A 26,620-nucleotide genomic window follows, 5' to 3' on the forward strand; every position below is an offset into this window, starting at 1 on the left:
GATAAAGTTTTCGCCCGCTTTTTCACACACGGCCCGTGAGACTAAAATTTTCGCCCGCCTTTTATAAAAGGCGGCGGGTTGTCAGGGCGGAGCCCTGACGCGCGGCGCGCACGCCGCAAGACGCCTTGTCCTTCAAGCGGATTTTGGAAAAGGGTGTGGGGAAACCTTTTACAAGACAAAAGGTTTCCCCACGAACGGAAAGGGTGATCGGCATGACCCTCATGGAGGAAGATAAACAGTATATCGCGAACACCTACGGGCGGTTCCCGTTCGAAGCGGCCAGCGGCAAAAACGCGACCTGCACGGGCGGGGACGGGAAAACATACATCGACTTTTCCAGCGGCATCGGGGTGAACTCCCTCGGCTTCTGCGACGAGGGGTGGGCCGCGGCGGTCGCGAAGCAGGCGGCCACCCTCCAGCACATCTCCAACCTCTACTACACCGCGCCGATGGTGAAGGTGGCCAAAACCCTCTGCGAGCGGACGTTTGCCGACAAGGTGTTCTTCTGCAACTCGGGCGCGGAGGCCAACGAGGGCATGATCAAGACCGCCCGCAAGTACAGCTTCGATAAATACGGCAGGGGCCGCCACAAAATCGTGGCGCTCGAAAATTCCTTTCACGGGCGCACGGTGACGACCCTCTCCGCCACGGGGCAGGAGGTCTTCCACCGGTATTTTGACCCATTCACCGACGGTTTTTCGTTTGTGGGGGCGGGGGATATCGCCGCGCTCGAGCGCGCCGCCGACGGGGAAACCTGCGGCATCCTGCTCGAGCTCATCCAGGGGGAGGGCGGCGTTGTGCCGCTCGACCGGGAATTCGTCGACGCGGCGGCGCGCATCTGTAAGGAGCGCGACATCCTGCTGATGGTCGACGAGGTGCAGACGGGAATCGGCCGCACCGGAAAGCTGCTCTGCTGCGAGCACTACGGGATCACGCCCGACCTCGTCTCGCTCGCCAAGGGGCTCGGCGGCGGACTGCCGCTCGGCGCGGTGCTCTTCGGCGAAAAATGCGCCCATACGCTCGGCGCGGGCGACCACGCCACCACCTTCGGCGGCAACCCGGTGGCCTGCGCGGGCGCTTTGGAGGTGCTCGGACGCATCGGCGAAGGGCTGCTTCAGGAGGTCGCGGAAAAGGGCACGTACATCACAAGGGCGGTCGAAGGGATGCCGCACGTCGTGAGCGTCGAGGGAAAGGGGCTCATGCTCGGCGTGACGCTCGAGGGGGTCAACAGCCGCGAGGCGGCGGCCGCCTGCCTCGAAAACGGGCTCATCATCCTGACCGCCAAGGCGAAGCTGCGGATGCTGCCCCCGCTCACCATCACCTATCCGGAAATCGATGAAGGCTTAAAAAGACTGAAAGAGGTGCTCGAACATGAATCATCTGCTGAAACTGCTTGACCTTTCCAACGAGGAGATCATCGAACTGCTGAACCTCGGCGACCAGCTCAAATACGAGCTCAAACACGGCATCCGCCACCAGCACCTGAAGGGGAAAACGATGGGGATGATCTTCCAGAAATCCTCCACCCGGACCCGCGTCTCCTTTGAAGTCGGCATGGCGCAGCTCGGCGGTTCGGCGCTCTTCCTGTCGGCGCGCGATTTGCAGATCGGCCGCGGCGAGCCGGTGCAGGACACCGCCCGCGTGCTCTCGCGGTATCTCGACGGCATCATGATCCGCACCTTCGCCCAGCAGGAGGTCGAGGACCTCGCCAAATACGGCTCGATCCCCATCATCAACGGCCTGACCGACTTCTGCCACCCCTGCCAGGTGCTCGCCGACCTCATGACCATCCGCGAATACAAGGGCGGTCTTGAGGGGCTCAAAATGTGCTACATCGGCGACGGCAACAACATGGCCAACTCCCTCATCGTCGGCGGCCTCAAGACGGGGATGTCCGTCGCGGCCGCGACCCCCGCCGGCTACCGGCCCGACCCGGTGGTGCTCGACTTCGCGAAGCCCTACGGCGGCAAGTTCCTGCTCACCTCCGACATCCGCGCCGCCGCCGAAAAGGCCGACGTCGTCTTTACCGACGTGTGGGCGTCGATGGGCATGGAGGAGGAGGCGGAGAAGCGCCGCGCCGCCTTCAGGGGCTACCAGGTGAACGAGGAGCTTCTGGGGCTCTGCGCCCCCGACGTGATGGTGCAGCACTGCCTGCCCGCCCACCGCGGCGAGGAGATCACCGACGAGACGTTTGAAAAGCACTCAAACGAGATTTTCGACGAGGCGGAAAACCGCCTGCACGCCCAGAAGGCCGTCATGGTCAAGCTGATGGCGGGCAAATAGGATGAAAAAACAGGAGGCCCCATGAGGGGCCTCCTGTTTTTTTGGAGCGCGCAGCAAACGGGCGCGCGATTGACACTGCTTCCACGATGGGCTAAAATAGACACAAACCCGGGCGGCAACGCCGAAAGGATGGACCGATGAACGTGAAAAAGCTGCTGGCGCTTCTGCTGGCGATGATGCTGCTCGTCTCCCTCGCCGCCTGCGGGGAGAAGGAACGCGGCGGGGAAAGCTCCTCCTCCGCGCCCGAGGAGGAGCCCGATCCCAACTGGCCGGTCGCGATCGGCGACATCCGCATCCCTGAAAAGCCGCGCGCGGCCGTCTCCCTTTCGCCCGCGCTGACCGAGGTGATCTTCGAGCTCGGCGCGGAAAACCAGCTCGCCGGGGTCAGCGACTTCTGCGACTACCCCGCCGGCGCGGACGGGCTGCCCCGCTGCGGCACCGCCGCGCTGCCCGATTTCGAGGCGCTTTCGGACATCCGGCCCGACGTGGTCTTTTCCTCCGCCGCCCTCTCCGAGGCGGACACGGTGAAGCTCCAGCAGATGGGCGCCGAGGTGGTCGTGCTGCCCCGCGCGCATTCGATGGACGAGCTGCGCGCGATCTACCTGAATACGGCGATCGTGCTGGGCGGGCTGGAGGACGGCGACCAGAACGGCTACGACACCTTCCGGGCGCTTGAAAACCGTTGGGACGCGCTGACCGCCGCCGCCTCGCGGGTGACCGAACGGCTGGGCGGCGTCTACCTGCGCGCAGCGCCGCTCATGATGGCGACGGGGGACGCCTTCGAGGGGGAGCTGCTCGCCGCGATCGGCGTCGAGAACGACGCGGCGGCCTACACCGGCTGGGAATACCCCGCCGACCAGGCGGTCAACCTCTATCCCGATATCATCTTCTACGACGAGGGGATCGATCCCGAATACTTTAAGGGCACCCAGGTCTACAACACGACCGACGCCTATAAGCAGGGGCGCATCTACCCGGTGAACGGCACGGCCCTCGAGCGGCAGAGCGGCAGGATGTTTGCCGAGCTGGAAAAAATGTTCGCCGAGGCGTACCCCGAGCTGGCCTCCCTGCTTGACGCGCCGCCCGAGGAGGAACCGGCGGCGGAATCCTCCTCGGGAGAGGAGAGCGGCGGGGATGACGGGATGCTCGACATCAGCGATATGACGCAGGTCGGATAGAGTGACAAACGGGACCGGGGCGGAGCCCCGGTCCCGTTTTTCTTTGCGGGCGGCCGTGTCAGAAGTTGAACTCGTCCTCCCAGGGGAAATCGCCGCCGGATTCCACATCCCCCGGCCAGTGGGCGCACCACGCCGGCAGCGGCGGGTCCTCCACCCGGTCGAGGCTGGGGGTGTAGGGCTTGAGGTCGAGGAGGGGGCTGCCGTCCTCCGCGTCGATGTAGCTTAGTCCGATCACGCCCGCCTTGGGGTCGAGACGGGTCACGGCCGCGCAGGAGAGGGCGAGGGGGTTGGGGCGCATGGGCGAGCGGGTGGCAAAGACCCCCAGGCGCTCCGGTCCCCTGACATAGGGGGACCGTTCGACCAGGTTTTCGCGGGAGCGGGCGTCGTCGCAGCCGGAAAACCACCAGAGGATATTGAGATAGCCGAAGCCCTCCAGCCCGGCCATCGCCGGGCGGTAGGCCGGGTCGAGCTCCAGGCGGAAGCCGCCGCCGTCCGAACGGATGCGGCCGATCGGTTTTACTGAGTAGCTGATGTCCATAAAAAACCTCCTGTTTGATTTTTTACGGTACCGTTGCTACCAGTATAACAGCAAGCCTTGATACTACAAGCCCCAATTTTGAAAACCCGCAAATCCGTCTCCACGCATTGACGGAGGAGGGCGCGAGCGCGTATAATAGCCAAAAGGGACAACTCCGACAGGAAGGGTGGATGCAGATGATCAGCGGCGCGCAGGCGATGGTGAAATGTCTTGAGGCGGAGGGAATTTCCGTGGTATTCGGGTATCCCGGCGCGGCGATCTGCCCGTTTTACGACTGCCTCGGACAGTCGTCCATCCGGCACATCCTCACCCGCAATGAACAGAACGCCGGCCACGCCGCGAGCGGCTACGCCCGCGTCACCGGGAAGCCCGCCGTCTGCGTCGCCACCTCCGGCCCCGGCGCGACCAACCTCTTCACTGCGATCGCCACGGCCTATGCCGACAGCATCCCGCTCGTCGCGATCACCGGGCAGGTGGAGACGGGACTTCTGGGCCGCGACGTCTTCCAGGAGGTCGACACCACGGGCGCGGCGGAGCCGTTCACCAAATACAGCTATCTCGTCAAGGACGCTTCCGACATCCCGCGCGTCTTCAAGGAGGCGTTTTACATCGCGTCAACCGGGCGGCGCGGGCCGGTGCTGATCGACATGCCCGTCGACGTCCAGCGGCAGCTGATCAATTTCCGCTACCCGCAGGAGGCCTCGATCCGGGGCTATAAGCCCCGCTTCCGGGGTCATGCCGTGCAGGTGAAGCGGGTCGCGGAGGCAATCCGCGCCGCCAAGCGCCCGCTGCTCTGCGTGGGCGGCGGCGCGATCGCGGCGGGCGCGCAAAAGCAGGTGCGCGCCCTCTGCGAGGCGGTCTCGCTGCCCGCGGTGAGCACCCTCATGGGCATCGGCGCGCTGCCCGCCGGGCATCCGCTCTATTTCGGGATGCTCGGACAGAGCGGCGGCTGCGCCGCAAACGAGGCGGTCGCCGAAAGCGACCTGCTCATCATCCTCGGCGCGCGCGCCGACAACCGCGCGATGGCCAAGCCCGACCAGATCGAGGCGGCGACCGCCGTCGTGCACATCGACATCGACGCGGCGGAGATCGGCAAAAACCTCGGCACCACCATCCCCCTCGTGGGGGACGCGGCCGCCGTGCTCGAACAGCTTCTCGAGCAGTCCCCGCGCGGCGAGTGGGGCAAGTGGCTCGAATGGCTGCGCGCCCGCCGCGCGCGGGAGGCGGCGCCCGCAGCGGCGCCGCCCAGGGCGGGCTGCGTCGATCCGGAGGCGTTCGTGCGTCTGCTCTCCGCCAAAATGGAGCCCGACGCGATCTATGTCTCCGACGTGGGGCAGAACCAGATCTGGTCGGCGAAAAACTGCGCGGTCAGGGACGGGCTCTTCCTCACGACGGGCGGCATGGGCACGATGGGCTACGCGCTGCCCGCCGCCCTCGGCGCGAAGCTGGCCTGCCCCGGGCGGCAGGTCGTCGCCGTCTGCGGCGACGGGGCGTTCCAGATGGCCATGATGGAGCTTGCCACCGCCAACCAGCACGGGGTGCCGGTCAAGCTCGTCGTGATGCGCAACGATATGCTCGGCATGGTGCGCGAAATCCAGCAGAGGGAATACCGGGGCCGGGAAACCGCGGTCGCCCTTGCGGGCGGTCCGGAGATCGGCGGGATCGCCGGGGCGTACGGCGTCCCCTTCGACCGGATCGATTCCATGGAGGAGGCCGGGGCCGCGGTGGAACGGTTCCTTGCGGCGGACGGTTCGTATATCCTCGAATGTGTCGTCGACCCGCGGGAGGAAACCCGCTGACAGGAGGGAAAGCGTATGAAACAGATCATGTCGGTGCTGGTGGAAAATAAGGCGGGCGTGCTCTCCCGCACGGCGGGGCTTTTCGCGCGCCGGGGCTTCAACATCGAAAGCCTCGCGGTAGGCGAGACCGAGGACCCCACCGTCTCCCGCATGACGATCGTCGTCGAGGGGGACGAGCGCACGATCGAACAGGTCGAAAAGCAGCTTAATAAACAGATTGACGTCATCAAGGTCAAGCTCCTTGAGACCGACGCGGCCACCCGCCGCGAGCTCATCCTTATCAAGACGAACGCCACCCAGCAGAACCGCGGGGAAGTCATCGACATCGCCACGATCATGAACGCCAAGATCGTCGACCTCTCCCGCGCCACCCTCACGGTCGAGATGTGCGACCGCCCCGAGCGGGTCGACCTGCTGATCGATATGCTCACCCCCTACGGCATCGCCGAGATCGCCCGCACGGGGATGATCGCCCTTCAGAAGGGCGCCGACGCCATTCGGAAGTGATTTGCCGCTCAGGGGCTTGTCGGCTGCCCGCCGGCAGGGGCCTTCTTAGGTTTGCCGCTCGGAGAGCGGTGGAGCTTGTCGGGTCCCGCCCCGGCGGCGGTTTTGGATTTGCCGCGCTGCGCCCGGCGGGACTTTTTATCGCGCCCCTTCGGGGCGCTCCAGATGTGCCGCCTTCGGCGGCGGAGATTGCCGGGTCCCGCCCCGGCGGGCGGTTTTAGATTTGCCGCGTTGCGCCCGGCAAGCCTTTTACGCGCCCCTCCGGGGCGCTTTAGGGGAGCCGCCTTTGGCGGCGGGGATTGCCGGGACCCGCCCCGGCGGTGGTTTTGGATTTGCCGCGCTGCGACGGCCCGCAGGCCTAGTGCCGGAGGCGTGTCCCGCCGACGGCCGCCCGGCGAGGCTATCACGGGAATTGCCGCCCGTGGGCGGCAAGAAATACGAGCGCGTTCCGCCGCGCGGCACGGGTTCCTTTTCGGACGGACGAAAAGGAACGAAAAGTCCGCCTAAGGGGGGCTCCACCGCCCCCTTAGATATCCCCTGGAGAACCTTGCCATAACCCGCAGGTTACCGCCGCTCCCCACAGGTACACCAGCTGAGGGCTCAATTCAGGTTGCGGGCGCTCCCAACGACCGAAGCCGGATAGCTCGCCATAATCCACAGCGGAAAACAACGCCCGTTTCGGGCGTTCGCGCGCTCCGCGCGCGTGCGCGGCGAAGCCGCGCAGTTTTCCGCCTCCGCGTGGGCGCTGCGCGCCATGCAAAAGCGGCCGTGCCTCCCCACAAGCACCCCCGGTACGGTTCCGGGGGCTCGCCGGCAGAGGCATTGCGCCTGCGGCGCGGCGGCGGGCGGGATGCTGTAGGCTTGCTCGCTGATCCGTGACAGGGTGCCGCCGACTTTGGCCGAAGGCCAACCGGAGGCGGCGTTGGGGTCGCAGGGATTTGGCCGCAGGCCATCCTTGTAGAGAATCCGGCCCGCAGGGCCGGGTCTGCGAAGCGGACTCAAGCCGGGGGCGCGGGGCGGAGCGCCCGCGAGCGGCCGTCGCGCGTAGCGCGCTCCGGGCGCAGCCCGGGCAGGCCGCCCAAGCCCCCTGCGGCTTCTTTCCCCCATTTCTTGTCCGTATAAGAAATGGGGCCGCCCGCCGTGGCGGGACCCGGCAAACTATACCGCTCACTGAGCGGTGAACCTAAGGTCCGCCGTCGGTCGACTACCGACAGGCCCTCCGCCCCCGGGGCGGAATATCTAAAACGGCCGTCGGTCGACTACCGACAAACTCCGCCGATCACTGAGCGGATAATCTAAACCCGCCGTCGGCCGGCCACCGACAAGCTCCGCCGCTCCCCGAGCGGCAAAGAAAAACCCGCCGGTGACGATCACTCGTCATCGGCGGGTTTGCGCTCCGCGGAAGAAAGATCCGGGACCAGAGCACAATCGGGATTCCTCCGCGCTCGGATGGAATAGATCGGCTGGCCGAGATTGGAAAAATACCGCTCGTATTCGGTCATGATGTTGCCCTCCGCGTATTCACTGCGGTGCAGGTCGGTGGTGGAAAAATACCGCTCCATGCAGGCGTCGAATTCAAAGGTGGAAAAGTGGTAGAGCATATAGTTGTCCGTCTTGAACCACACCTCGCCCCCGTCGGCGAGCAGGGCGTTGTAGACGGCGAGACGGCCCCGGTAGGTGAGGCGGCGCTTAAACTGCCGGTGCTTGTGCCAGGGATCACAGAAGTTGATATAGATGCGCCCGACCTCGCCGGGCAGGAAGATTTCCGGCAAATGGTCGGCGTCGCCGAGAATGAAGCGCAGGTTGGGCAGCCGGGCCTCCATAGCGCGCTCGGTGGCGATGACGGCGACGTTTGCCTCCTTCTCCATCGCGACGAAGTTGATTTCGGGATGCAGGGAGGCAAGCGCGCAGATAAACGCGCCCTTGCCGCAGCCGAGTTCCAGGTACAGCGGCGCGCCGGGGTTGGGAAACTCCTCGCGGATGCGGCCCTTCTTTTCCTCCGGGCTTTGGATGACGACCGGCGCGCAGGCCGCGAGCCGGGGGGCGAGATTCGGTTTTTTTCTCGGTCTCATAGCATTTCCTCCCTGATGTCCGGATTGGCGGCGAGTACGTCGGAAGCCAGCCGCACCGCGTCCTCGTAGGTGCAGAGCTCGCCCGAACGCTTGCGGAAGGCGGCCGCGCCGCGCATCCCCTTCATATACCAGGCGGCGTGCTTGCGCGCCTCGCGCATCCCCTGGCGCTCCCCCTTGTTTTCGCAGATGAGCCTCAGATGGCGGAGCATGACCTCCATGCGCTCCGCGAGCGGCGGCGCGGGCAAAACGCTGCCGTCGTCAAAATAGCGGTCGACCTGCCGGAAAAGCCAGGGACTCCCGAGCGCTCCGCGGCCGATCATGACAAGGTCACATTTTGTATAATCATACATGTGCAATACTGATTGCATATCAACGCAGTCCCCATTTCCGATCACGGGGATCGAAACGGCGGCCTTTACCGCGGCGATGACGTCCAGATCGACGGGCGGGGAATAGAACTGCTGGCGGGTGCGGCCGTGCACGGTGAGCGCGGCCGCGCCGCTCTCCTCCATGATGCGCGCAAATTCCACCGCGTTGACATGCTCGTCGTCCCAGCCCTTGCGGAACTTGACGGTGACCGGCAGGGGAACCGCCTTGACGACCGCCTCGGCGATCCTGCCCGCGAGGGCGGGATTTTTCATGAGCGCGCTGCCGCCCCCGTTGCCCGCGATCTTGGGCGCGGGACAGCCCATGTTGATGTCAATCACGTCGGGACGGTAATCGAGCGCCTTTTTTGCCGCCTCCGCCAGGATGTCCGGCTCGTCCCCGAAGAGCTGCACCGCGACCGGCCGTTCGGCATCCTGTACGCCGAGCAGCTTGGCGGTCTTCTTATCGGAGTAGTGCATCCCCTTGGCGCTCGCCATCTCGCCGACCATATAGGCCGCGCCGAACTCCTTGCAGACCTGGCGGAAGGCGCTGTCCGCCACGCCCGCCATCGGAGCGAGCGCCGCCGTCCGTTTGATTTCGATGTCCCCGATCTTCATGGGAGCCTCCCCGTGCAAAACTTTTTCAAATTCCACATGATATCTTAACAGAAATTTGACTGTCAGGCAATGTTTTATGCTATAATATCCAGTATGTAAGCGGGAAGGGAAGAGACGCATATGGAGATTCGGACCGCCGTGGAGGCGGATATTCCGCGAATCGTGGAGATTTACAAGCAGCTCTTCGCGCTTTCGGCGCGGATGCAGCCGGAACGCTTTCGCGATACCCCGCAGGACGAGACGTTTTTGCGGGAGGTTGTCGCAGCCGGGGATCAGGAGCTTTTTGTGGCGGACGACGCGGGGGAGGTCTGCGGGTTCGCGCTGGCGCAGGACCTTGCGACGCCGCCCTACGACTGTGTCATCCCCTACCGCTACGCCTACCTGATGGACCTCTGCGTCGACGAGCGGCACCGAAACGGCGGCGTCGGCGCGCTGCTGATGGAGAGCGTCAAATCGTGGGCGCGCGGCCGCGGGCTCCGGTATGTCGAGCTCTGCGCGCTGGCCCAGAACGAGGGCGCCGTCCGCTTTTACCGCAGGAACGGGTTCGCCGAGGCGCGGCGGATCATGCAGTTCGACCTCTAGCGCGGCTGGGCGGAAAACCGGGCGGCGGAGCCGCCCGCGCGCGCTTCGCGCGCGGACGCGCCTGCGGCGCGTCGTTTTCCGCCGCCCTGTTTTGCGGGGCGCACTGTCCGGCGGCGGGGAGACCGCCCCGCCTCACGTCTCGCGCCCGCGGTGATGGGACGAGGCCGGCCTGATCAAAGTTTTCGGGGTCCGGGGGACTTTTTCAAAAGCCCCCCGGAGAAAGGATTGTTGCTTATGAAGCTGCTTGCGATCGACGGCAACAGCATTTTAAACCGCGCCTACTATGGCATCAAGGCGCTGACGACCAAGAACGGAGAGTTCACCAACGGCATCTACGGGTTCCTGAGCATCCTGCTCAAGGTGCTCGACGAGGTGCAGCCGGAGGCGGTGGCGTGCGCGTTCGATCTGCACGGACCGACCTTCCGGCATGAGATGTACGACGGCTACAAGGCTCAGCGCAAGGGGATGCCCGACGAGCTGGCCTCCCAGATGGAGCCGCTCAAGGAGCTGCTGGGCGCGCTCGGTTTCACGATCGTCACCTGCCAGGGCTACGAGGCGGACGATATCCTCGGCACGCTCGCGAAGGCGTGCTCCGACGGCGGGAACGACTGCGTCATCGCGACCGGCGACCGGGACAGCCTCCAGCTTGTGGGGGGGCATGTGTCGGTGCGGCTGGCGACTACCAAGATGGGCCAGCCCGCCTCCACCCTCTACGACCGCGCGGCGGTGATGGAGAAATACGGCGTCGAGCCGCCCCAGCTCATCGACGTGAAGGCGCTGATGGGAGACGCCTCGGACAACATCCCGGGCGTGGCGGGCATCGGCGAAAAGACGGCGCTGGCGCTCGTCTCTCAGTTCCACGACCTCGACGCGGTCTACGAGCACCTCGACGACCCGTCCATCAAGCCGGGCGTGCGCAAAAAGCTCGCGGAGGGCCGCGAGATGGCCTACACCAGCCGTAAGCTGGGGGAGATCTGCTGCGACGCGCCGATCGACGCGGAGCCGGGGCATTACCTCCGGGGGGCGGTCGATCAGAAAAAGGCGGCCGCTCTCTTCGCGCGGCTGGAGATGTTCAAAATGATGGAACGCTGGGGCGTCGACCCGCAGGCCGCCGCCGGGGAGGGCGGCGACGCGCCGCCTGCGGCGGCGCGCGAGCCGTCCAGGCCGCTTACCGTCTCGGCGGGCCCTGCGGACTTTGCCGGGCGCGTGGCCGCGGCGGGCGGGGCGGATGTGATCGCCGGCCTGGACGGCAGCGGCGACATTGTCGCCGTCGCCGCCGTTCTTCCGGACGCGCTGCTGCTCGCGGGCAAGGACGCGGCGGCGGAGCTGCTCCGTTCGGACGCGCCGCTGCGGGTGTGGAGCAGCAAGCCGTTCCACCGAATTGCGTATAAAGAAAACAAGTATATACAGAATGTAAAGTTCGATGCCGAGCTGGCAGCCTATCTGCTCAGTCCGACGAGCGCCGTCTACGACCCGCTGCAACTGGCGGCCCAGTACGGCATCGCGCCGCGCGAGCTGGCGGGCGGGGTGCCGGAGGATTTTGCCGCGCTGGCGGGGCAGGCGGCTGTGCTGGACGAGCTGTGCGGCCAGCTGGCGGCGGAGATCGCGGAGAAGGGGCAGGAGAAGCTGCTCTTCGAGATCGAGATGCCGCTCGCGCGGGTGCTGGCGGGCATGGAGTGTGAAGGCTTTTCCCTTGACGCCGACGCCCTGCGGGAATACGGCGGTGAGCTCGACGACCGGCTGGAGGAGCTGCACGCGGGCATCGTGGAGTACGCGGGGTACGACTTCAACCTCAATTCGCCCAAGCAGCTGGGGGACGTCCTCTTCGTGAAGCTCGGCCTGCCCGCCAAAAAGAAGACCAAGACGGGCTATTCCACCAACGTGGACGTGCTCGAGGCGCTGCGGCCCCACCACCCGATCATCAACCTGATCCTCGAATACCGCAAGCTCTCCAAGCTCAAGTCCACCTATGTGGACGGGCTCCTTAAGGTGGTCGGGCCCGACGGGCGGGTGCGCTCCACCTTTCAGCAGACCGAGACGCGCACCGGCCGGATCAGCTCGACCGAGCCGAACCTCCAGAACATCCCGGTGCGCACCGAGGAGGGCAGCAAGCTGCGCCGGTTCTTCCGCGCGCGGGAGGGCTGGAAGCTGGTCGACGCCGACTACTCGCAGATCGAGCTGCGGGTGCTGGCCGACCTCGCGGACGATGAAAACATGATCGCCGCCTTCCAGAGCGGCGAGGACATCCACACGACCACCGCCGCGCAGGTGTTCGGCCTGCCGGAGGAGATGGTCACGCCGGTCATGCGCTCGCGCGCCAAGGCGGTCAACTTCGGGATCGTCTACGGCATCGGGGCGTTTTCCCTCTCGCAGGATATCGGCGTCTCGATCGCCGAGGCGGACAGCTACATCAAGAATTACCTGGAGCACTACGCGGGCGTCCGGAAGTATATGGAGGACACCATCAAATTCGCGCGGAAAAACGGCTATGTGAGAACTCTCTTCGGCCGCCGCCGCTATCTGCCCGAGCTGGCCGCGTCCAACAAGGTGACGCAGGCGTTCGGGGAGCGGGTCGCGCGCAACACCCCCATCCAGGGGACGGCCGCCGACATCATCAAGATCGCCATGGTGCGGGTGTTTGAACGCCTGCGCCGGGAGGGGCTGCGCGCCCGGCTCATTTTGCAGGTGCACGACGAGCTGCTCGTCGAGGCGCCCGCGGAGGAGGTCCCGGCCGCGACCGCGATCCTCAAGGAGGAAATGGAACATGCCATTACGCTCAAGGTCCCCCTCGTGGCCGACGCCAACGTCGGGGACAACTGGCTCGAAGCCAAATAGACCGCGCCGCCTCCGGCTGATTTCCCGCCTCTCGGGAACGCCCCAGTACCTCGTCCGCTTTGGGCGGATGACCGGGGCGGACGTGGCGGGGGTGGCCGAAATCGAGGCGGAGTGCTTCTCCCAGCCGTGGAGCGGGCGCACCCTCGCGGGGGAACTGGAAAACCCCTGCGCGGTCTTCTTCGTCGCCCGCAGCGGAAGCCGGGTGGTCGGCTACGCCGGGATGCACCGGGTGCTGGACGAGGGATACATCGCGAACGTGGCGGTCACGGCGGAATTCCGCCGCCGGGGGATCGCCACCGCGCTCATGCGGCGGATGTTCCTCTACGCCCGCCGGGAAAAGCTCGGCTTTCTGACCCTCGAGGTGCGGGAGGGGAACCGCGCGGCCATCGCCTTCTATGAGAAGCTCGGCTTCGGCGCGGTGGGCCGCCGCCGCAATTTTTACGCCAACCCGGCGGAGGACGCCATCCTGATGACGGCGTTTTTGACGCGGGGGGCGCGGGAGGAAACAGCGACATGAAGATTTTAGCGATCGAAAGCTCCTGCGACGAGACGGCCGCCGCCGTGGTGGAGGACGGGCGCAGGGTCCTTTCCTCGGTCATCAACTCGCAGGTGGCGGAGCACCGCGTCTACGGCGGCGTGGTGCCGGAGATCGCCTCCCGCCGCCACTGCGAGAACATCGTGCCGGTGGTGCAGGGCGCGCTCGACGAGGCGGGCGTCCCGCTCGAGGGGATCGACGCCGTCGCGGTGACCGCCGCGCCGGGGCTCATCGGCGCGCTGCTCGTGGGGGTCAACTACGCCAAGGGGCTCGCCCTCGCGGCGGGAAAGCCCCTCGTGCCCGTCCACCACATCCGCGGGCACATCGCCGCCAACTACCTGGCCCATCCCGAGCTGGAGCCGCCCTTCCTCTGCCTCGTGGTGTCGGGCGGGCACACCCACATCGTCGAGGTGCGCTCCTACACCGAATTCCGCGTCGTCGGCCGCACGCGGGACGACGCGGCGGGGGAGGCGTTCGACAAGTCCGCCCGCGCGATGGGGTTCCCCTACCCGGGCGGCGTCTACATCGACGAGGCCGCCGGGCGCGGCGACCCGGGCAGATATAAGCTCCCCAAGCCCCGCGTCGAGGGCGCGCCCTACGACTTCAGCTTTTCGGGGCTCAAGACGGCGGTCATCAACCTGCTGCACAACGCCGGGCAGAAGGGGGAGGAGGTCGACATCGATTCGCTGGCCGCGAGCTTCCAGAGGACGGTCTGCGAGGTGCTGACCGGCCACCTCGAGGCCGCGGCGAAGGAGCTCGGATACCGCGTCGTCGCGGCGGCCGGCGGGGTTTCCGCCAACAGCGGCCTGCGCGCCGCGCTCGGGGAGATGTGCCGGAAAAACGGCTTTACGCTTTACGTGCCGCCCCTCTCCCTCTGCGGGGACAACGCCGCGATGATCGGCGCGCAGGGCTACTATGAATTCCTTGCAAATCCGCCCGCGGCGCTCTCCCTCAACGCCGCCCCGTCCATGGATATCGCGGCGGCATTTTCGGCGCGGGACTGACAAAATGCAGGAGGGAACTTTGCCCTCCTGCAAAACTTTGACGAAAAATTAACACAAATTCCAGAAAACCCATTGCAATTTCAAAAGGTTCGGTCTATAATGATAAACGTGGGAGATTTCGATTTTCTAGGGAAACTCCACAGAAAACCGACCAAATTCCCCCGCATTCCGGCATGGTTTTTATAAATTATTCCAAATACACCGAGAGGAGAACAATCATGACAAACAACAAGAATGTCCTCAACTGGATTGAGGAGATGAAGGCGCTTGTAAAACCCGACAAGGTTGTTTGGATCGACGGCAGCGAGGCCCAGCTCAAAGAGCTGCGCGACCAGGCTCTCGCGACCGGCGAGATGGAAGCTCTCAACCCCGAGAAGCTCCCGGGCTGCCTGCTCCATCGCACCGCCATCAACGACGTCGCGCGCGTCGAGGGCAGGACCTTTATCTGCTCCCGCAGGAAGGAGGACGCCGGCCCGACCAACAACTGGGAGGACCCGCAGGTCATGTACGCCAAGCTGCGCACCCTCTTCGACGGTGCGATGCAGGGCCGCACCATGTATATCCTCCCCTACTGCATGGGCCCGATCGGCTCCCCCTTCTCCAAGGTGGGCGTTGAGCTGACCGACTCGATCTACGTCGTGCTCAACATGGACATCATGACCCGCATGGGCCAGCAGGCGTTCGACCAGCTCGGCGACACCTCCAACGACTTTGTCCGCGGCCTGCACTCCAAGGCCAAGATGGAGGAGGAGAACCGCTACATCGTCCAGTTCCCCGAGGACAACACCATCTGGTCGGTCAACTCGGGCTACGGCGGCAACGTCCTGCTCGGCAAGAAGTGCTTCGCCCTGCGCATCGCCTCCTACCAGGCGAAGAACGAGGGCTGGATGGCCGAGCACATGCTCATCCTCGGCCTGGAGAACCCCAAGGGCGAGATCAAATACGTCTGCGCGGCGTTCCCCTCCGCGTGCGGCAAGACCAACCTGGCCATGCTCATCCCGCCGAAGAAATTCCAGGATGCCGGCTACAAGGTCTGGACGGTCGGCGACGACATCGCCTGGCTGCGCGTCGGCCCGGACGGGCGCCTCTGGGCGATCAACCCGGAGAACGGCTTCTTCGGCGTCGCTCCCGGCACCAACATGAAGTCCAACCCCAACGCGCTGATCTCCACCCAGAAGAACACGATCTTCACCAACGTGGTCCACAACCTCGACGACAACACCGTCTGGTGGGAGGGCCTCGACAAGAACCCGCCCAAGAACGCGCTCAACTGGAAGGGCGAGAAGTGGGACTGCACCGACGGCTCCAAGGGCGCGCATCCCAACTCCCGGTTCACCGCTCCGGCGGTCAACTGCCCCTGCATCTCCTCCGAGTTCAATAACCCCAACGGCGTGCCCATCTCCGCGATCATCTTCGGCGGCCGCCGCGCCAAGACCGCTCCGCTGGTCTACCAGGCGAGGGATTGGAAGCACGGCGTCTTCGTCGGCTCCACCATGGCCTCCGAGACGACTGCCGCCGCCGCCGGCGCCGTGGGCGTCGTCCGCCGCGACCCGATGGCGATGCTGCCCTTCTGCGGCTACAACATGGGCGACTACTGGGCGCACTGGCTCGAAATGGGCGAGAAGCTCGGCGACAAGGCCCCCAAGATCTTCAACGTCAACTGGTTCCGCACCGACGACGAAGGCCACTTTATCTGGCCGGGCTTCGGCGACAACATGCGCGTGCTGAACTGGATCATCGACCGCTGCGAGGGCAGGGCCGAGGCGGTGGAGACCCCGATCGGCTACGAGCCGAAGCCGGAGGATATCGACGTGGAGGGTCTCGGCGACGTCACCACCGACACCGTCAAGGACCTGCTGACCGTCGACAAGGCCCTCTGGAAAGAGGAGGTCAAGGGCATCAAGGAGTTCTATGCGAAGTTTGGCGACAAGCTGCCGAAGGAACTCGAAAGCCAGCTCGCGACCCTCGAAGCCAACCTCGACAAGTAAGGTGCCGTTATGATGAAAGAACTGCGGCTCTTCAACCCCTGGCGCGGGATCGCGGCCACGGCCCTCGTGGGCGCGGCCGCGGCGATCGCCGTGACGTTCGGCGTCATGGCGGCGCTCATCCTCCGCGACAAAAAATAGCTCTTTCAACGATGTCAAAAGGCCCCGGACGCAAAGCGTCCGGGGCCTTTTTGCGTCCCTCCGCGGGGGACGACGCAAAGAGCGCCGGGCGCATTCGCGCCCGGCGCTCTTCAGATGCTTGTGGAAGTCAGGCGCCCACGGGGATGCGGGTGAACTGGGAGCCCGGATGCAGGGAGGTATAGGTCTCCACGAACTGGTTGACCGCCGCGAGGATGGCCTTCTGGGCCTCCTGGCTCGCCTTGACCGACTTGTCGTAGCTGGCCTTGGAGGGGGAGTGGGTCATCGCGGTGAAGCTGTCGTAGTAGGCGGCGGTCTTTTCCGCGGCCGCGGCGAAGAGCTTGTGGGCCTCCTGGTACTCGGCGGGGGCGGCGACCGAAGCCAGCTCGGAGAGCAGGTCCCGGCTCGCGGCGATCTCGTCGCCGATTTTGCCGAAGGTGCGCTTGTCGCGGTAGTCGTAGCCCTTGAGCGCGCCGCCGAGGGCGGCGCTCAGCTCGGTGGCCATGTTCACATAGCCGAGCTCGTATTCTGCGGCGGTCAGCGCGACGGTAGGCGCCGCGGCGGTCGGGACCTGCTCCTCAGGGATGACCGGGGTCTCGTCCTCCACTTCCGCGGCGGCGGGCGCCGCCTCCTCGATGGGCTTGAGCAGGCGCTCGGCGAAGACCGGGCAGGAGAGGGAAAGCAGCATTGCAAACGCGATTACCGCGCTAATCCATTTTTTCACAGTCAGCACTCCTTTTGTCACAATTTTCCACGCTTATTGTACCATTTGTGACCAGAATGTCAATGAACTGTGAAGAAATTTATAGGGAACCGGCGGAAATTTGAAGACCGCTCAGCGGGCGAGCAGCTCGGAGATTTCGCGGGGAAGACGGCGCTTGACCAGCTCCAGCCAGGATTTCTCGAGGTTTTTGGCGGTGACGACCGCCGGCACGGTGACGATGTGGGGCAGGGGCTGCTTGCCGAGCAGGCTGCACGCGCAGGCCAGCGCGGCGGCGCGCCCGGTCTCATAGGAGCGGGGGCAGCTGACCGCGGTGATGTTTTTTTCGGCCGCGAGCAGCTTGGCCACGCCGTAGTCGAGCCCCGCGGCGACGACCGCGACGTCCGGGCGCGAAAGCTCGCGCAGCGCGGCGGCCGCGTCGGCGGCGAGCCGTTCGTCGCTCGCGTAGAGGCCGTCGATTTCGGGGTGGGCCTCCAGCAGGCCGCGGATGAGGGGGGCGTTCCCGCAGGGGCTGTAGAAGTCCCGCCGCGCCACCGTCTCGAGCTGGGGGAACTCCTCGGCGATGATGCCGGTGGCGGAGAGGTCGCGCTGCCGGGTACAGAAGGACTGCGCGCTGCCGTAGAGGAAGCCGAGGCAGCTCCCGCCCCGGCGGAGCACCTCGGCGGCGAGGAGCTTGCCCGCGGCGCGGCCGTTTTCCGACTCGTTGGCCGCGACGCAGGTGTCGTAGGAGAAGGGCGGCATCGAGGCGGGCACGTCCCCCGCGAAGACCAGCCGGATGCCGCTCCGGCAGAGCTTGCGGTAGCGGTCGAGCTCCCGCCCCTCCAGCACTGGCAGGCAGACGATCGCGTCGGGGTGCATGGCGGCGAGGCTGTCCAGCTGGATCTTCTGGAGCTGCGCGTCCTGTTGGGCGTTGACGGTGCCGAGCACCCCGATGCCGAGCGCGGCGAAGCCGTCCCGCATCCCCTGCGCGAGCAGGCGGGAGGAGAGGGAGCGCTCGTCGTTGATCGAGATGCAGACCGAATAGCCGCGGTGCTGCACCTCCTCGATCTCCGCGTCGGTGAGCTCCAGCAGCTCGGCCCGCCCGGCCTGCGCGCCCGACGGGCCGCGCGCCAGCGTGCGGGTCGATTCCCCGAGGATGAAGTCGGCGGAGATCAGCCGGTGCCGCCGCTCGTTCCCGCCGAGGATGAGCTCGCGGATGCCGGCCACCAGCTCGCGCACCTTCATGTCCACCCGCGTGATGTTGGGGAAAAAGACCTTTGCGATGTACATGTCGCCGATCGTGATGAGGGAGAGGTCCTGCGGGAACTGCAGGTCGTTGAGGCGGATGTAGTCCATGATGTGCATGGTGGCGCCCGTCTCGGCGGTGATGACCGCGGTGATTCCCGGATGCGCCTGGAAGCAGGCGCCCAGCTGGCGGACGAGCTCGTCCCGGCTGTAGGTGTCGTCGATCGTCCAGAAGTGGCCGTCGTCGAAGGCGAGCCCGTACTGGCGGCAGGTCTCATGCGCGGCGGAGAGGACCGACTGGTTGATGAAGGAGCTGCTCTGGCAGGCGAGGAAAGCGATGTCGGCGTGCCCCCGGTTAAGCAGGTGGCGGAGGGCGAGCCCCACGGCGTGGGGATAGTCGAAGTTGATGTAGTAGCAGTTTTCCCGCTCGGTGGGGATGTGGTTGATGAAGATCGTCTGCACCGGCGGCGGGGCGCCGCCGTCGTCCCGGATCTCGACCGAGTAGTGCACGATGGCGGTGTCGAGGTGGTAGAGGCGGACATACTCGAGGAAATCCTTCCACGCCAGGCGCTGCTCGGTGACGATCGCGACGATCCGCACCCGCTTGTCGAGCAGCTCGGCGGCCAGGCAGTCGGCGAGGTCGGAGGCGTAGCTGCCCCGGATGCTGCTTAAAAAGATGCCGGCCACGCGCATCCCGCAGAGCTTCTGCCGGTGGGAGACCCGCAGCGGGGTGTAGCCGAGCTCCCCGACGGCGTGCATCACCCGGTCGGCAAGCTCGGGGCGCACATAGCGGGTCTTGTTGATCACGTGGGAAACGGTGGTGGCGGACACGCCGCTCCGCCGCGCCACGTCCTGGATCGTTATCATCTGCATCCCCCCTTTCCATGATAAACCGGCGGCGGGGCCCCGTCAATTTGAAAGGGGGCCGCGGTGAAAAATCGGAGCTTTCCAGTAAAGGGCAGGGGGGCGCTTTGTTCACAATGACCATCCGGCGGGTAAGAAATGGAACAAATGAAGTTAAATGCGCAAATAAAGATGTTTCGTTGTGATTCTACGAACCGGTCTCCGGTCTAAAACGCCGGATTTCGGCCGCCGGGCGGGAAAGCGGCCGAATAAAAAGTGCAATTTCCGATTCCGAATTGTGGTTTTTTCATATCCGTCAGGGCCGGATTGGGGGTATGGAAAATTAAATGCGCAAATAAAATGGGGATTTGAACGAAAAACCCATAAAAATCATGGAATATATTGGGAGTATTATACAAGCGTGATTTGACAGGCAAAATTCCTGCTGATACGATGGGTTCAAATGCGGGGGATCGGCAAAAAAAGAGACAGATTTGGCGATTCACCACAGAACGAATAAGGAGGGTTCCTATGAAACTGGAACGGGAAGGCATCCAAATCATCCCCGAATCGGAACAGAAAACCGGACTTTGGGACATGGCGTTCGTCTGGTTCTGCGCCAATGTGGCGGTTCCGCGCCTGCTGATGGGCGGCTCGATGGCCGGGCTCGGCTTCGCGCGCGCGGCCGCCATGCTGCTGTGGGGCAACGTGCTCGTCATCCTTCCGCTGCTCGCGCTCGGCGTCATCGGCTACAAGGTGCGCATCCCGACCATGGCGGCCGCCCGCATGACCTTCGGCATCAAGGGCTCCTACGTCCCCGCCATCGCCAACGCGGTTCAGCTGATCGGCTGGGGCGCGTCTGTCACCGTCGTCTGTGGCAGCTCGATCGACGCGGTGGTCTCCGCCATGACCGGCTACAGCAACATCACGCTCTGGATCATCCTGACCGGCATCGTGCAGCTGCTCATCACCGCCTACGGCTTCCGTTCGATCACCTGGCTTCAGCGGGTGTCGGTGCCGCTGCTGGCGCTGCTGTCGATCTACGCGGCCTACCTCATGATCAAAAACTACGGTTGGAGCAACCTCACCGCCTTCCGCCCCGAGAGCCCGATGCCCATCATGCTCGGCATCGACGTGCTCGCGGCCAACGCGTTCGCATGGGGGCCGATGGTGTGCGACTACACCCGCTACGCGAAAAACAAGTCCTCCTCCAGCGTGGGCACGCTGATCGGGTCCCTCGCGGGCGCGGCGGGCTTTATGTTCGTCGGCATGATCTCCTCAATCGTGACCGGCGACCCCAACCCCTCCTCGATGCTCGTGTCGCTCGGCCTGGGCGTCCCCGCCCTGCTCATCATCATCCTTTCGAGCGTCACCACCAACGTCATGAACCTCTATTCCTCCGCGATCTCCTTCGTCAACGTCTTCCCCAAGATCGAGCCGTGGAAGATCATCGTGGGCGGCGGCGTCGCAATCACCGGCGTGGCGGTCATCCCCAACCTGATCGGCCACTTCATCCAGTTCCTCACGATCGTCGGCTCGATCTTCGTGCCGCTGATCGCCATCCTGCTCGTCGACTACTTCCTGCTCAAAAAGCAGCAGGTCGACGCGGAACAGCTGCTGGTGGACAACGCCTCCTCCAGCTACTGGTATAAAAACGGCTTCAACGTCCGCGCGATCGTGATCTGGCTTGTCGGCGTGGCGATCTTCAACATCCTGCCCCACGTCGCCCCGACCATCGGCGCCACGGTCCCGACCTTCCTGCTGATCGCCGTCGTCTACTTTGCGGTCGAAAAGCTTTCGCCGCGCAAGGCGTAAGGAGGAGAGAAGATGCGGGAAGAACTGTTCGTCAAAAACGCCCGTCTGCGCGGCAGGGACGCGCTGCATGACATCCACATCCGCGAGGGGAAATTTTACCGCGTCGCGCCCGCCGCCGTGCTGGCCGCGCCCGAGGACGCGCGGGTGATCGATGCGGGCGGAAGGCTCGTGATTCCGCCCCTCTGCGACCCCCACCAACACCTCGACGCCACGCTGAGCGTGGGAAATCCCCGCTACAATATGAGCGGGACCCTGCTGGAGGGCATTCAGATCTGGGGGGAGCGCAAGCAGACGCTCACCAAGGAGATTATCAAGGAAAACGCGATCAAGGCGATCAAATGGGAGGTTGCCAACGGCGTGCTGCGCATGCGCACCCACGCCGACGCGACCGACCGCAGCCTGCTCACCGTGGAGGCGCTCGCCGAGGTGCGCGAGGAGATGAAGGACCTCGTGGACCTGCAGATCGTCGCCTTCCCACAGGACTGCGTCTTCACCTTCGAGGGCGGGACCGACCTGATGGACCGCGCGATGCGGATGGGCTGCGACGTGGTCGGCGGCCTGCCCTACATCGAGTTCTCGCGGGAGGACGGGGTCGCGGACGTCAAGTTCGCCTTCGACCTCGCGGAGAAGTACGGGGCGCTCGTGGACATCCACTGCGACGAGAACACCGACGACCAGTCGCGGTTCGTCGAGGTGGTGGCGCGCGAGGCGATCGTGCGCGGCATGGAAGGCCGCGCGACCGCCAGCCACACGACCGCCATGCACAACTACAACAACGATTACGCCTTCAAGCTGATGGGGGTTTTGCAGCGGGCGAGCCTCAACATCATCACCAACCCCTATCCCAACTCGGTGCTCCAGAACCGGACCGACGGCTATCCCCGCAGGAGGGGCTGCACGCGGGTGGACGAGCTGCTCGCGGCGGGGGTCAACGTCTGCATCGGGCACGACGACCTGATGGACCCCTGGTACCCGATGGGCAAGGGCTCGATGCTCGGCGCGGCCAACCTGCTGATGCACACCGCGCAGCTCAGCGGCTACGACCAGATCGGCCAGCTGCTGGATATGATCACCGTCAATTCCGCCCGCACGATGTGCCTGGAGGATTACGGCATTGAGGAGGGCAACTCCGCCGACTTCGTGGTGCTCGACGCGGACACCCCCTTCGACGCGGTCCGCCTCACCTGCGAATGCCTCTATGTGGTTCGCCGCGGAAAGATCGTCTGCGAGACGGAGCCCGCGCGCCGCGAGCTCCGGTTCGGCGGGCGGACCGAAACCATCGATTTCAAGCTCTGACCGCCGGATACGGCGGAGAACCATAACATCTGGAAAGAAGGGTCCGTATGTCACTGCAAAGGGAGGATTCCCGGAGTAAAAAGATCATCTTCGTATCGAGCTGCCTGCTCAACACCAACAACAAGGTGCGCGACCTCGCGCGGTACGGCGGGTTCAGCCTCGACGTGGTCAAGATCCTGCACAAATACGACCTCGGCATGCAGCAGATGGACTGCCCCGAGACGCTCTACCTCGGCATCCAGCGCTGGCAGCACACCAAGAACCTCTACGACAACGTCGGCTTCCGCCGCTTCTGCCGCCAGATCGCGGTGCGCAACGTCGACTACATGGAGAGCTACGTGCAGATGGGCTACCAGACGGTGGCGGTGCTCTCCTGCAACGGCTCCCCGACCTGCGGCGTCACGCTGACCAGCCACAATGACGACTGGGGCGGCCCGCCCAAGGACCTCGACTACGGCGACGCGCTCGTCGAGGGCACCGGCGTCTTCATCGAGGAACTGCAGAAGGAGATCATGGAGCGGGGCATCCTGATGCCGCCCTTCTACGGCCTCAACCTCGACGAACCCGCGAAGCCCTTTGAAAAAATCCTTTCCGAGTTCGAGCAGTTCATCGCCGACCTCATGGAAGCCTGAACCGGCGAACCGATCCTCAACGAAAGAAGCGCCCGGCGCGTATGCGCCGGGCGCTTCTTTTTTGCAGAATCAGAGGGCCGGCCCCCGCTCCGCGCGGATGCGCGCGACCGCCTCCGCGACCGCTTCGGGCCCGGCGGACGCGTCCGCGACGGCGTTTGCGGCGGCGAGATAGGCGGGGCGGCGGGCGTCGAAGAGGGCCCGAAGCTCCTCCGGGGAGCTGCGCCGCACGATCGGCCGGTCGCTGCCGCGGATGCGCTCCAGGCAGGCGTCGAACGGCGCGTCGAGAAAGACGACGAGGTCGCGCGGGGAGAGGGCCTCCCGGTTGCGCGGGTAGGTCAGCGCGCCGCCTCCCGTCGAGACGACGCAGTCCGCGCGTCCCGCGAGGGCCCTGACCGCCTCGTGCTCGAGGTCGCGGAAACGCGCCTCGCCGTATTCGGCGAAGATGGCGGGGATCGCCATGCCCGCCTCCGCCTCGATTTCGGCGTCGAGGTCGGCGTACTCCATCCCGAGCCGCCGGGCGAGCAGGGTGCCCACGGTCGTCTTGCCGCAGCCCATGAAGCCGCAGAGGATGATGTTGTTCATGGCGTTTGCTCCTTCAGCAGCAGGTACGCGGCCATCTCCTCGACGATCCTTCCCACGGCGCGGTCGGAAAACCGGGTGCCGTGCCAGATCTCGTGGGCGATCGCCGCCTGCCAGACAAGCATCTCCATGCCGCCGACCGCCTTGACGCCGCGTTCGCGCGCATGGCGCAGGAGCAGCGTCTCGGAGGGGTTGTAGACACAGTCGAAGACGGTGTCCACCCCGTCGAGGAGGGCGGGCGGCACCGGGCAGGCGTCCGTGTTCGGGTACATGCCCACGGGGGTGCCGTTGATGAGCAGCGAAAAGCGGCCGTCGAGGGCGTCGATGCCGCGCACCGAAAGCTCCGCCCCAAGCTTTTCCCGCGCCTCGCGCAGGAGCTCGGAGGCCTTTTCGCGCCCGCTCTCCCGCACGGCCACGGTCACCCGCGCGCCCTGCCGCGCGCACTCGAGGGCGAACATCCGTCCCACCCCGCCCGCGCCGAGCACGCAGATGTCGCCCGCGATGGCGACGCCGTGCGCGCCCAGGGCGCGCAGAAAGCCGCCACAGTCGGTGTTGTCACCGACCAGGCGGCCGTCCGCATTATGCACGGCGTTGACCGCGCCGAAGAGGCGCGCGGCATCGCCGAGGGAGTCGAGCAGGGGGATGACGGCGCGCTTGTGGGGGATCGTCACGTTGAAGGCGGCGAGCTCCCGCAGGGTATCCGCCCGGGACGCGAGCTCCTCGGGAGGAATATCGAGAAGCGCGTAGTCCGCGTCGAGGCCCTCCAGCGCGAAGAGGCGCCGGTGGATCTCGGGGGAGAGCGAATGTCCGAGCGGGTGTCCGATCAAAGCATACCGTTTCATAGGGCCCGGGCTCCTTATATCAATTGTCGGGAATTACAGGGTTTCGCGCAGCTTTTCGACCGCGCTGGGCTTCTCGATGTTGCAGGCGCTGACCTGCTTGAAGCCGCGCTTGATGAGGGAGGTGAGCACCTTGTTGGGGCCGAGCTCGATGAACATGTCGACGCCGTCGGCCACCATGTCGGAGACCTCCTCGTGGAAGTGCACGGGGGAGACGAGGTGCTGGATGAGGTACTGGCGCAGGTCGGCGTCCGGATGGATCTGCCGGCCGGTGATGTTGGAATAGAAGGGGATCGCCAGCGGGTGGAAGGCGACGTCCGCGATCGCCTCGGAGAACTCCTGCGCGGCGGAGGCCATCAGCTTGGAGTGGAAGGCGCTGGACACCGCCAGCTTCTTGGCCTTGTAGCCCATCTCGGCAAGCGCGTTGGCGGCGGCCTCGGCGGCGGCGTTTTCACCCGCGATGACCGTCTGGGTGGCGTTGTTGTAGTTGACGGGCAGGACGTAGCCGGGGGTCTCCTTGCAGACGCGGGCGATCGTCCGCTCGTCGCTGCCGAGGATCGCGTACATGCTGCCGGGGTTCTTGTCGGCGGCGCGCTGCATCGCGATTCCGCGCGCGGCGATCATCCGGAAGCCGTCCTCGAGCGAGAAGGCGCCCGCCGCGGTCAGCGCGGCGTATTCGCCCAGTGAGTGGCCCGCCACGGCGGAGGGCTCGCACATCTGGGAGACGACCGAATAGGCGGCCATCGAAACGGCAAAAATAGCGGGTTGGGAAATCTTCGTCTGCGCGAGGGTTTCGGCGTCGCCTTCGAAGGTGACCTTCGCCAGGTCGAACCCGAGCACGTCGCTGCCGCACTCATAGACGTTGCGGACCGACTCAAAGCTGTCGTACAGCTCCTTGCCCATGCCCGGGTACTGGGAGCCCTGGCCGCTGAATACAAAAGCTAACTTCGACATCAATAACCCCTCATTCCTATAAAAGTTGACCGTGTCCGGGCAAAAAAAGAAAATATTCACAAATTAATAGTTGACAAATTGGCCCGGTTGACGGTATGATAACAATCGAAATATAACAACTGTTACATTTTTGCCCATTATAGCACAAAGAAATTCATGATGCAATAGGCAAAATGTAAAAACGATAATGAGGAGACGCCATGACAGGAATCAGATTTTGCGGTACGGGCAGCTATCTGCCGCCCCTGACGGTCGACAACGGCGAGTACGCCAAGATCGTGGACACCTCGGACGAATGGATCCGTCCGCGCACGGGCATCGTCACCCGCCACATCGCCAACGGCGAGACCACCTGGCGGATGGGCGCGCGGGCGGCCAGGGCCGCGATCGACGACGCGGGCATCGACCCCGCGGAGATCGGGCTGGTGCTGGTCACGACGGTCACCGCCGATTTCGCGACCCCCTCGATGAGCTGCTGCATCCAGCAGGAGATCGGCGCGAAAAACGCGATGTGCATCGACGTCAACTGCGCCTGCGCGGCGTTCGTCTACGCGGTGGACATGGCGCGGCGCTATCTCGCCACCGGCGACGGCGTCGACACGGTGCTCGTCGTGAGCACGGAGATGCTCTCCCGCCTCACCAACTACGCCGACCGCAGCACCTGCGTGCTCTTCGGCGACGGCGCGGGCGCCTGCGTGATCAGGGCGGAGGAAAACGCCATGTACGGCGCGATGGTCGGCGCGGACGGCTCCGGCTACGGGCTGATGTTCTGCAAGAACCCGCCGCCCGCCTCCCCCTGGACCACCAACCCGCCCGAGCCGGATGAGGTCTACACCCGTCCCGAGCTGCCCGGGCAGATGGTCATGGGCGGGCGCGAGATCTACAAGTTCGCGACCAAAATGATGCCGCAGGCGATCAACACCGCCTGCGCGCGGGCGGGGATCACCTCCGGAGAGCTCGACTGGATCGTGCCGCACCAGGCCAACGTGCGCATCGTCCAGACGGCGATGAAAAACCTCGGCCTGCCGATGGAAAAGGCGTTCATGACGATCGACCACACGGGCAACACCTCGTCCGCCTCTGCGGCCATCGCGCTCGACGAGCTGAACCGGAGCGGCAGGCTCCGCCGCGGCGACAAGGTCGGCATCGCGGGCTTCGGCGCGGGGCTCACCTACGGCGGGGCGGTCTTCACCTGGTAAAATGCAAAATCCTGCTGGACGCGCGCGTGAGGCGCGATTATCATAGAGATGAAGCGGCTACGCCATGGGCGGCGCCGGAGGG

23 protein-coding genes are annotated in these 26,620 nt (G+C 65.3%); 15 read left to right on the forward strand and 8 right to left on the reverse strand.

The annotated features are described in order from the left end of the window. Window positions 1-212: 212 nt before the first annotated feature. From C1A13_RS00795 to C1A13_RS00805, 3 genes are all read left to right on the forward strand, one after another. Complete coding sequence (locus C1A13_RS00795; protein ID WP_101548208.1) at window positions 213-1,397, forward strand: acetylornithine/succinylornithine family transaminase; 1,185 nt, start codon at window positions 213-215, stop codon at window positions 1,395-1,397. Next, a complete protein-coding gene (argF, locus tag C1A13_RS00800) occupies window positions 1,372-2,283 on the forward strand; it encodes an ornithine carbamoyltransferase (RefSeq protein WP_101548210.1) in 912 nt (303 codons plus the stop codon). The genes C1A13_RS00795 and argF overlap by 26 nt, the downstream gene beginning before the upstream one ends. 137 nt (window positions 2,284-2,420) lie before the next feature. Continuing rightward, on the forward strand, window positions 2,421-3,461 hold the full coding sequence (locus C1A13_RS00805) for an ABC transporter substrate-binding protein (RefSeq protein ID WP_101548211.1): 1,041 nt from the start codon (window positions 2,421-2,423) through the stop codon (window positions 3,459-3,461). Between the two features lie 58 nt (window positions 3,462-3,519). Here C1A13_RS00805 and C1A13_RS00810 read toward each other — a convergent pair whose 3' ends face one another. Continuing rightward, window positions 3,520-3,999: an SAM-dependent methyltransferase gene (locus tag C1A13_RS00810; RefSeq protein ID WP_101548213.1), complete on the reverse strand. Its 480-nt coding sequence runs from the start codon at window positions 3,997-3,999 to the stop codon at window positions 3,520-3,522. A 176-nt stretch (window positions 4,000-4,175) separates the two neighbouring features. Between C1A13_RS00810 and ilvB the strand changes: the two genes are divergently transcribed. Both ilvB and ilvN read left to right on the forward strand, forming a co-directional pair. Next, window positions 4,176-5,798 carry a biosynthetic-type acetolactate synthase large subunit gene (gene ilvB / locus C1A13_RS00815; protein ID WP_101553152.1) on the forward strand — a complete coding sequence of 541 codons (1,623 nt, stop codon included), beginning with the start codon at window positions 4,176-4,178 and terminating at the stop codon, window positions 5,796-5,798. 15 nt (window positions 5,799-5,813) lie between these two features. Then, the gene (gene ilvN, locus C1A13_RS00820) at window positions 5,814-6,305 is read left to right on the forward strand and encodes an acetolactate synthase small subunit (RefSeq protein ID WP_101548215.1); all 492 of its coding nucleotides are present in this window, start codon (window positions 5,814-5,816) and stop codon (window positions 6,303-6,305) included. A gap of 1,367 nt (window positions 6,306-7,672) precedes the next feature. Here ilvN and trmB read toward each other — a convergent pair. Together trmB and dusB are read right to left on the reverse strand one after the other, a co-directional pair. Then, the gene (gene trmB, locus C1A13_RS00825; protein WP_101548219.1) at window positions 7,673-8,374 is read right to left on the reverse strand and encodes a tRNA (guanosine(46)-N7)-methyltransferase TrmB; all 702 of its coding nucleotides are present in this window, start codon (window positions 8,372-8,374) and stop codon (window positions 7,673-7,675) included. Beyond that, complete coding sequence (dusB, locus tag C1A13_RS00830; protein ID WP_101548221.1) at window positions 8,371-9,357, reverse strand: tRNA dihydrouridine synthase DusB; 987 nt, start codon at window positions 9,355-9,357, stop codon at window positions 8,371-8,373. Before dusB ends, trmB begins: the two co-directional genes overlap by 4 nt. Window positions 9,358-9,477: 120 nt before the next feature. Here dusB and C1A13_RS00835 point away from each other — a divergent pair, with 120 nt between their 5' ends. From C1A13_RS00835 to C1A13_RS15175, 6 genes are all read left to right on the forward strand, one after another. Then, window positions 9,478-9,939, forward strand: coding sequence for a GNAT family N-acetyltransferase (locus C1A13_RS00835; RefSeq protein WP_101548224.1), 462 nt, complete (start codon window positions 9,478-9,480; stop codon window positions 9,937-9,939). A 234-nt stretch (window positions 9,940-10,173) separates the two neighbouring features. Next, the gene (gene polA / locus C1A13_RS00840; RefSeq protein WP_101548229.1) at window positions 10,174-12,774 is read left to right on the forward strand and encodes a DNA polymerase I; all 2,601 of its coding nucleotides are present in this window, start codon (window positions 10,174-10,176) and stop codon (window positions 12,772-12,774) included. 67 nt (window positions 12,775-12,841) lie between these two features. Further along, entirely contained in the window at window positions 12,842-13,291 is a 450-nt protein-coding gene (rimI, locus tag C1A13_RS00845) for a ribosomal protein S18-alanine N-acetyltransferase (protein WP_101548231.1), read from the forward strand. Further along, window positions 13,288-14,313: a tRNA (adenosine(37)-N6)-threonylcarbamoyltransferase complex transferase subunit TsaD gene (tsaD, locus tag C1A13_RS00850; RefSeq protein WP_101548233.1), complete on the forward strand. Its 1,026-nt coding sequence runs from the start codon at window positions 13,288-13,290 to the stop codon at window positions 14,311-14,313. Before rimI ends, tsaD begins: the two co-directional genes overlap by 4 nt. 218 nt (window positions 14,314-14,531) lie before the next feature. Next, a complete protein-coding gene (locus C1A13_RS00855; RefSeq protein ID WP_101548235.1) occupies window positions 14,532-16,301 on the forward strand; it encodes a phosphoenolpyruvate carboxykinase (GTP) in 1,770 nt (589 codons plus the stop codon). Window positions 16,302-16,313: 12 nt separating this feature from the next. Further along, on the forward strand, window positions 16,314-16,439 hold the full coding sequence (locus C1A13_RS15175) for a hypothetical protein (RefSeq protein WP_278277655.1): 126 nt from the start codon (window positions 16,314-16,316) through the stop codon (window positions 16,437-16,439). Between the two features lie 127 nt (window positions 16,440-16,566). Here the strand turns inward: C1A13_RS15175 and C1A13_RS00860 are convergent, their stop codons facing one another. After that, a complete protein-coding gene (locus tag C1A13_RS00860) occupies window positions 16,567-17,160 on the reverse strand; it encodes a hypothetical protein (RefSeq protein WP_101548239.1) in 594 nt (197 codons plus the stop codon). A 111-nt stretch (window positions 17,161-17,271) separates the two neighbouring features. Continuing rightward, on the reverse strand, window positions 17,272-19,248 hold the full coding sequence (locus C1A13_RS00865; RefSeq protein WP_172439111.1) for a LacI family DNA-binding transcriptional regulator: 1,977 nt from the start codon (window positions 19,246-19,248) through the stop codon (window positions 17,272-17,274). A gap of 507 nt (window positions 19,249-19,755) precedes the next feature. Here C1A13_RS00865 and C1A13_RS00870 point away from each other — a divergent pair. The 3 genes from C1A13_RS00870 to C1A13_RS00880 are packed head-to-tail and all read left to right on the forward strand — an operon-like array spanning window position 19,756 to window position 22,967. After that, window positions 19,756-21,039 carry a purine-cytosine permease family protein gene (locus C1A13_RS00870; protein ID WP_172439112.1) on the forward strand — a complete coding sequence of 428 codons (1,284 nt, stop codon included), beginning with the start codon at window positions 19,756-19,758 and terminating at the stop codon, window positions 21,037-21,039. Window positions 21,040-21,051: 12 nt separating this feature from the next. Further along, window positions 21,052-22,335, forward strand: a complete 1,284-nt coding sequence (gene codA, locus C1A13_RS00875; RefSeq protein ID WP_101548245.1) for a cytosine deaminase — start codon at window positions 21,052-21,054, stop codon at window positions 22,333-22,335. A gap of 47 nt (window positions 22,336-22,382) precedes the next feature. Next, window positions 22,383-22,967 (forward strand): CD3072 family TudS-related putative desulfidase, encoded by a 585-nt coding sequence (locus C1A13_RS00880; RefSeq protein ID WP_101548246.1) that lies wholly within the window; start codon window positions 22,383-22,385, stop codon window positions 22,965-22,967. Window positions 22,968-23,036: 69 nt separating this feature from the next. Here C1A13_RS00880 and C1A13_RS00885 read toward each other — a convergent pair whose 3' ends face one another. From C1A13_RS00885 to fabD, 3 genes are read right to left on the reverse strand one after another with little or no spacing between them, the layout of a single operon-like run. Further along, window positions 23,037-23,549 (reverse strand): shikimate kinase, encoded by a 513-nt coding sequence (locus C1A13_RS00885; protein ID WP_101548248.1) that lies wholly within the window; start codon window positions 23,547-23,549, stop codon window positions 23,037-23,039. Continuing rightward, window positions 23,546-24,388 carry a shikimate dehydrogenase gene (aroE, locus tag C1A13_RS00890; RefSeq protein ID WP_101548250.1) on the reverse strand — a complete coding sequence of 281 codons (843 nt, stop codon included), beginning with the start codon at window positions 24,386-24,388 and terminating at the stop codon, window positions 23,546-23,548. The genes C1A13_RS00885 and aroE overlap by 4 nt, the downstream gene beginning before the upstream one ends. A 33-nt stretch (window positions 24,389-24,421) precedes the next feature. Next, the gene (gene fabD, locus C1A13_RS00895; RefSeq protein ID WP_101548252.1) at window positions 24,422-25,339 is read right to left on the reverse strand and encodes an ACP S-malonyltransferase; all 918 of its coding nucleotides are present in this window, start codon (window positions 25,337-25,339) and stop codon (window positions 24,422-24,424) included. Window positions 25,340-25,539: 200 nt separating this feature from the next. Here fabD and C1A13_RS00900 point away from each other — a divergent pair, with 200 nt between their 5' ends. Next, on the forward strand, window positions 25,540-26,538 hold the full coding sequence (locus C1A13_RS00900) for a 3-oxoacyl-ACP synthase III family protein (protein WP_101548254.1): 999 nt from the start codon (window positions 25,540-25,542) through the stop codon (window positions 26,536-26,538). Window positions 26,539-26,620 lie beyond the last annotated feature (82 nt).

The sequence above is a fragment of the Anaerotruncus massiliensis (ex Togo et al. 2026) genome, from assembly GCF_900199635.1.
Classification (GTDB): Bacteria; Bacillota; Clostridia; order Oscillospirales; family Ruminococcaceae; genus Anaerotruncus; species Anaerotruncus massiliensis.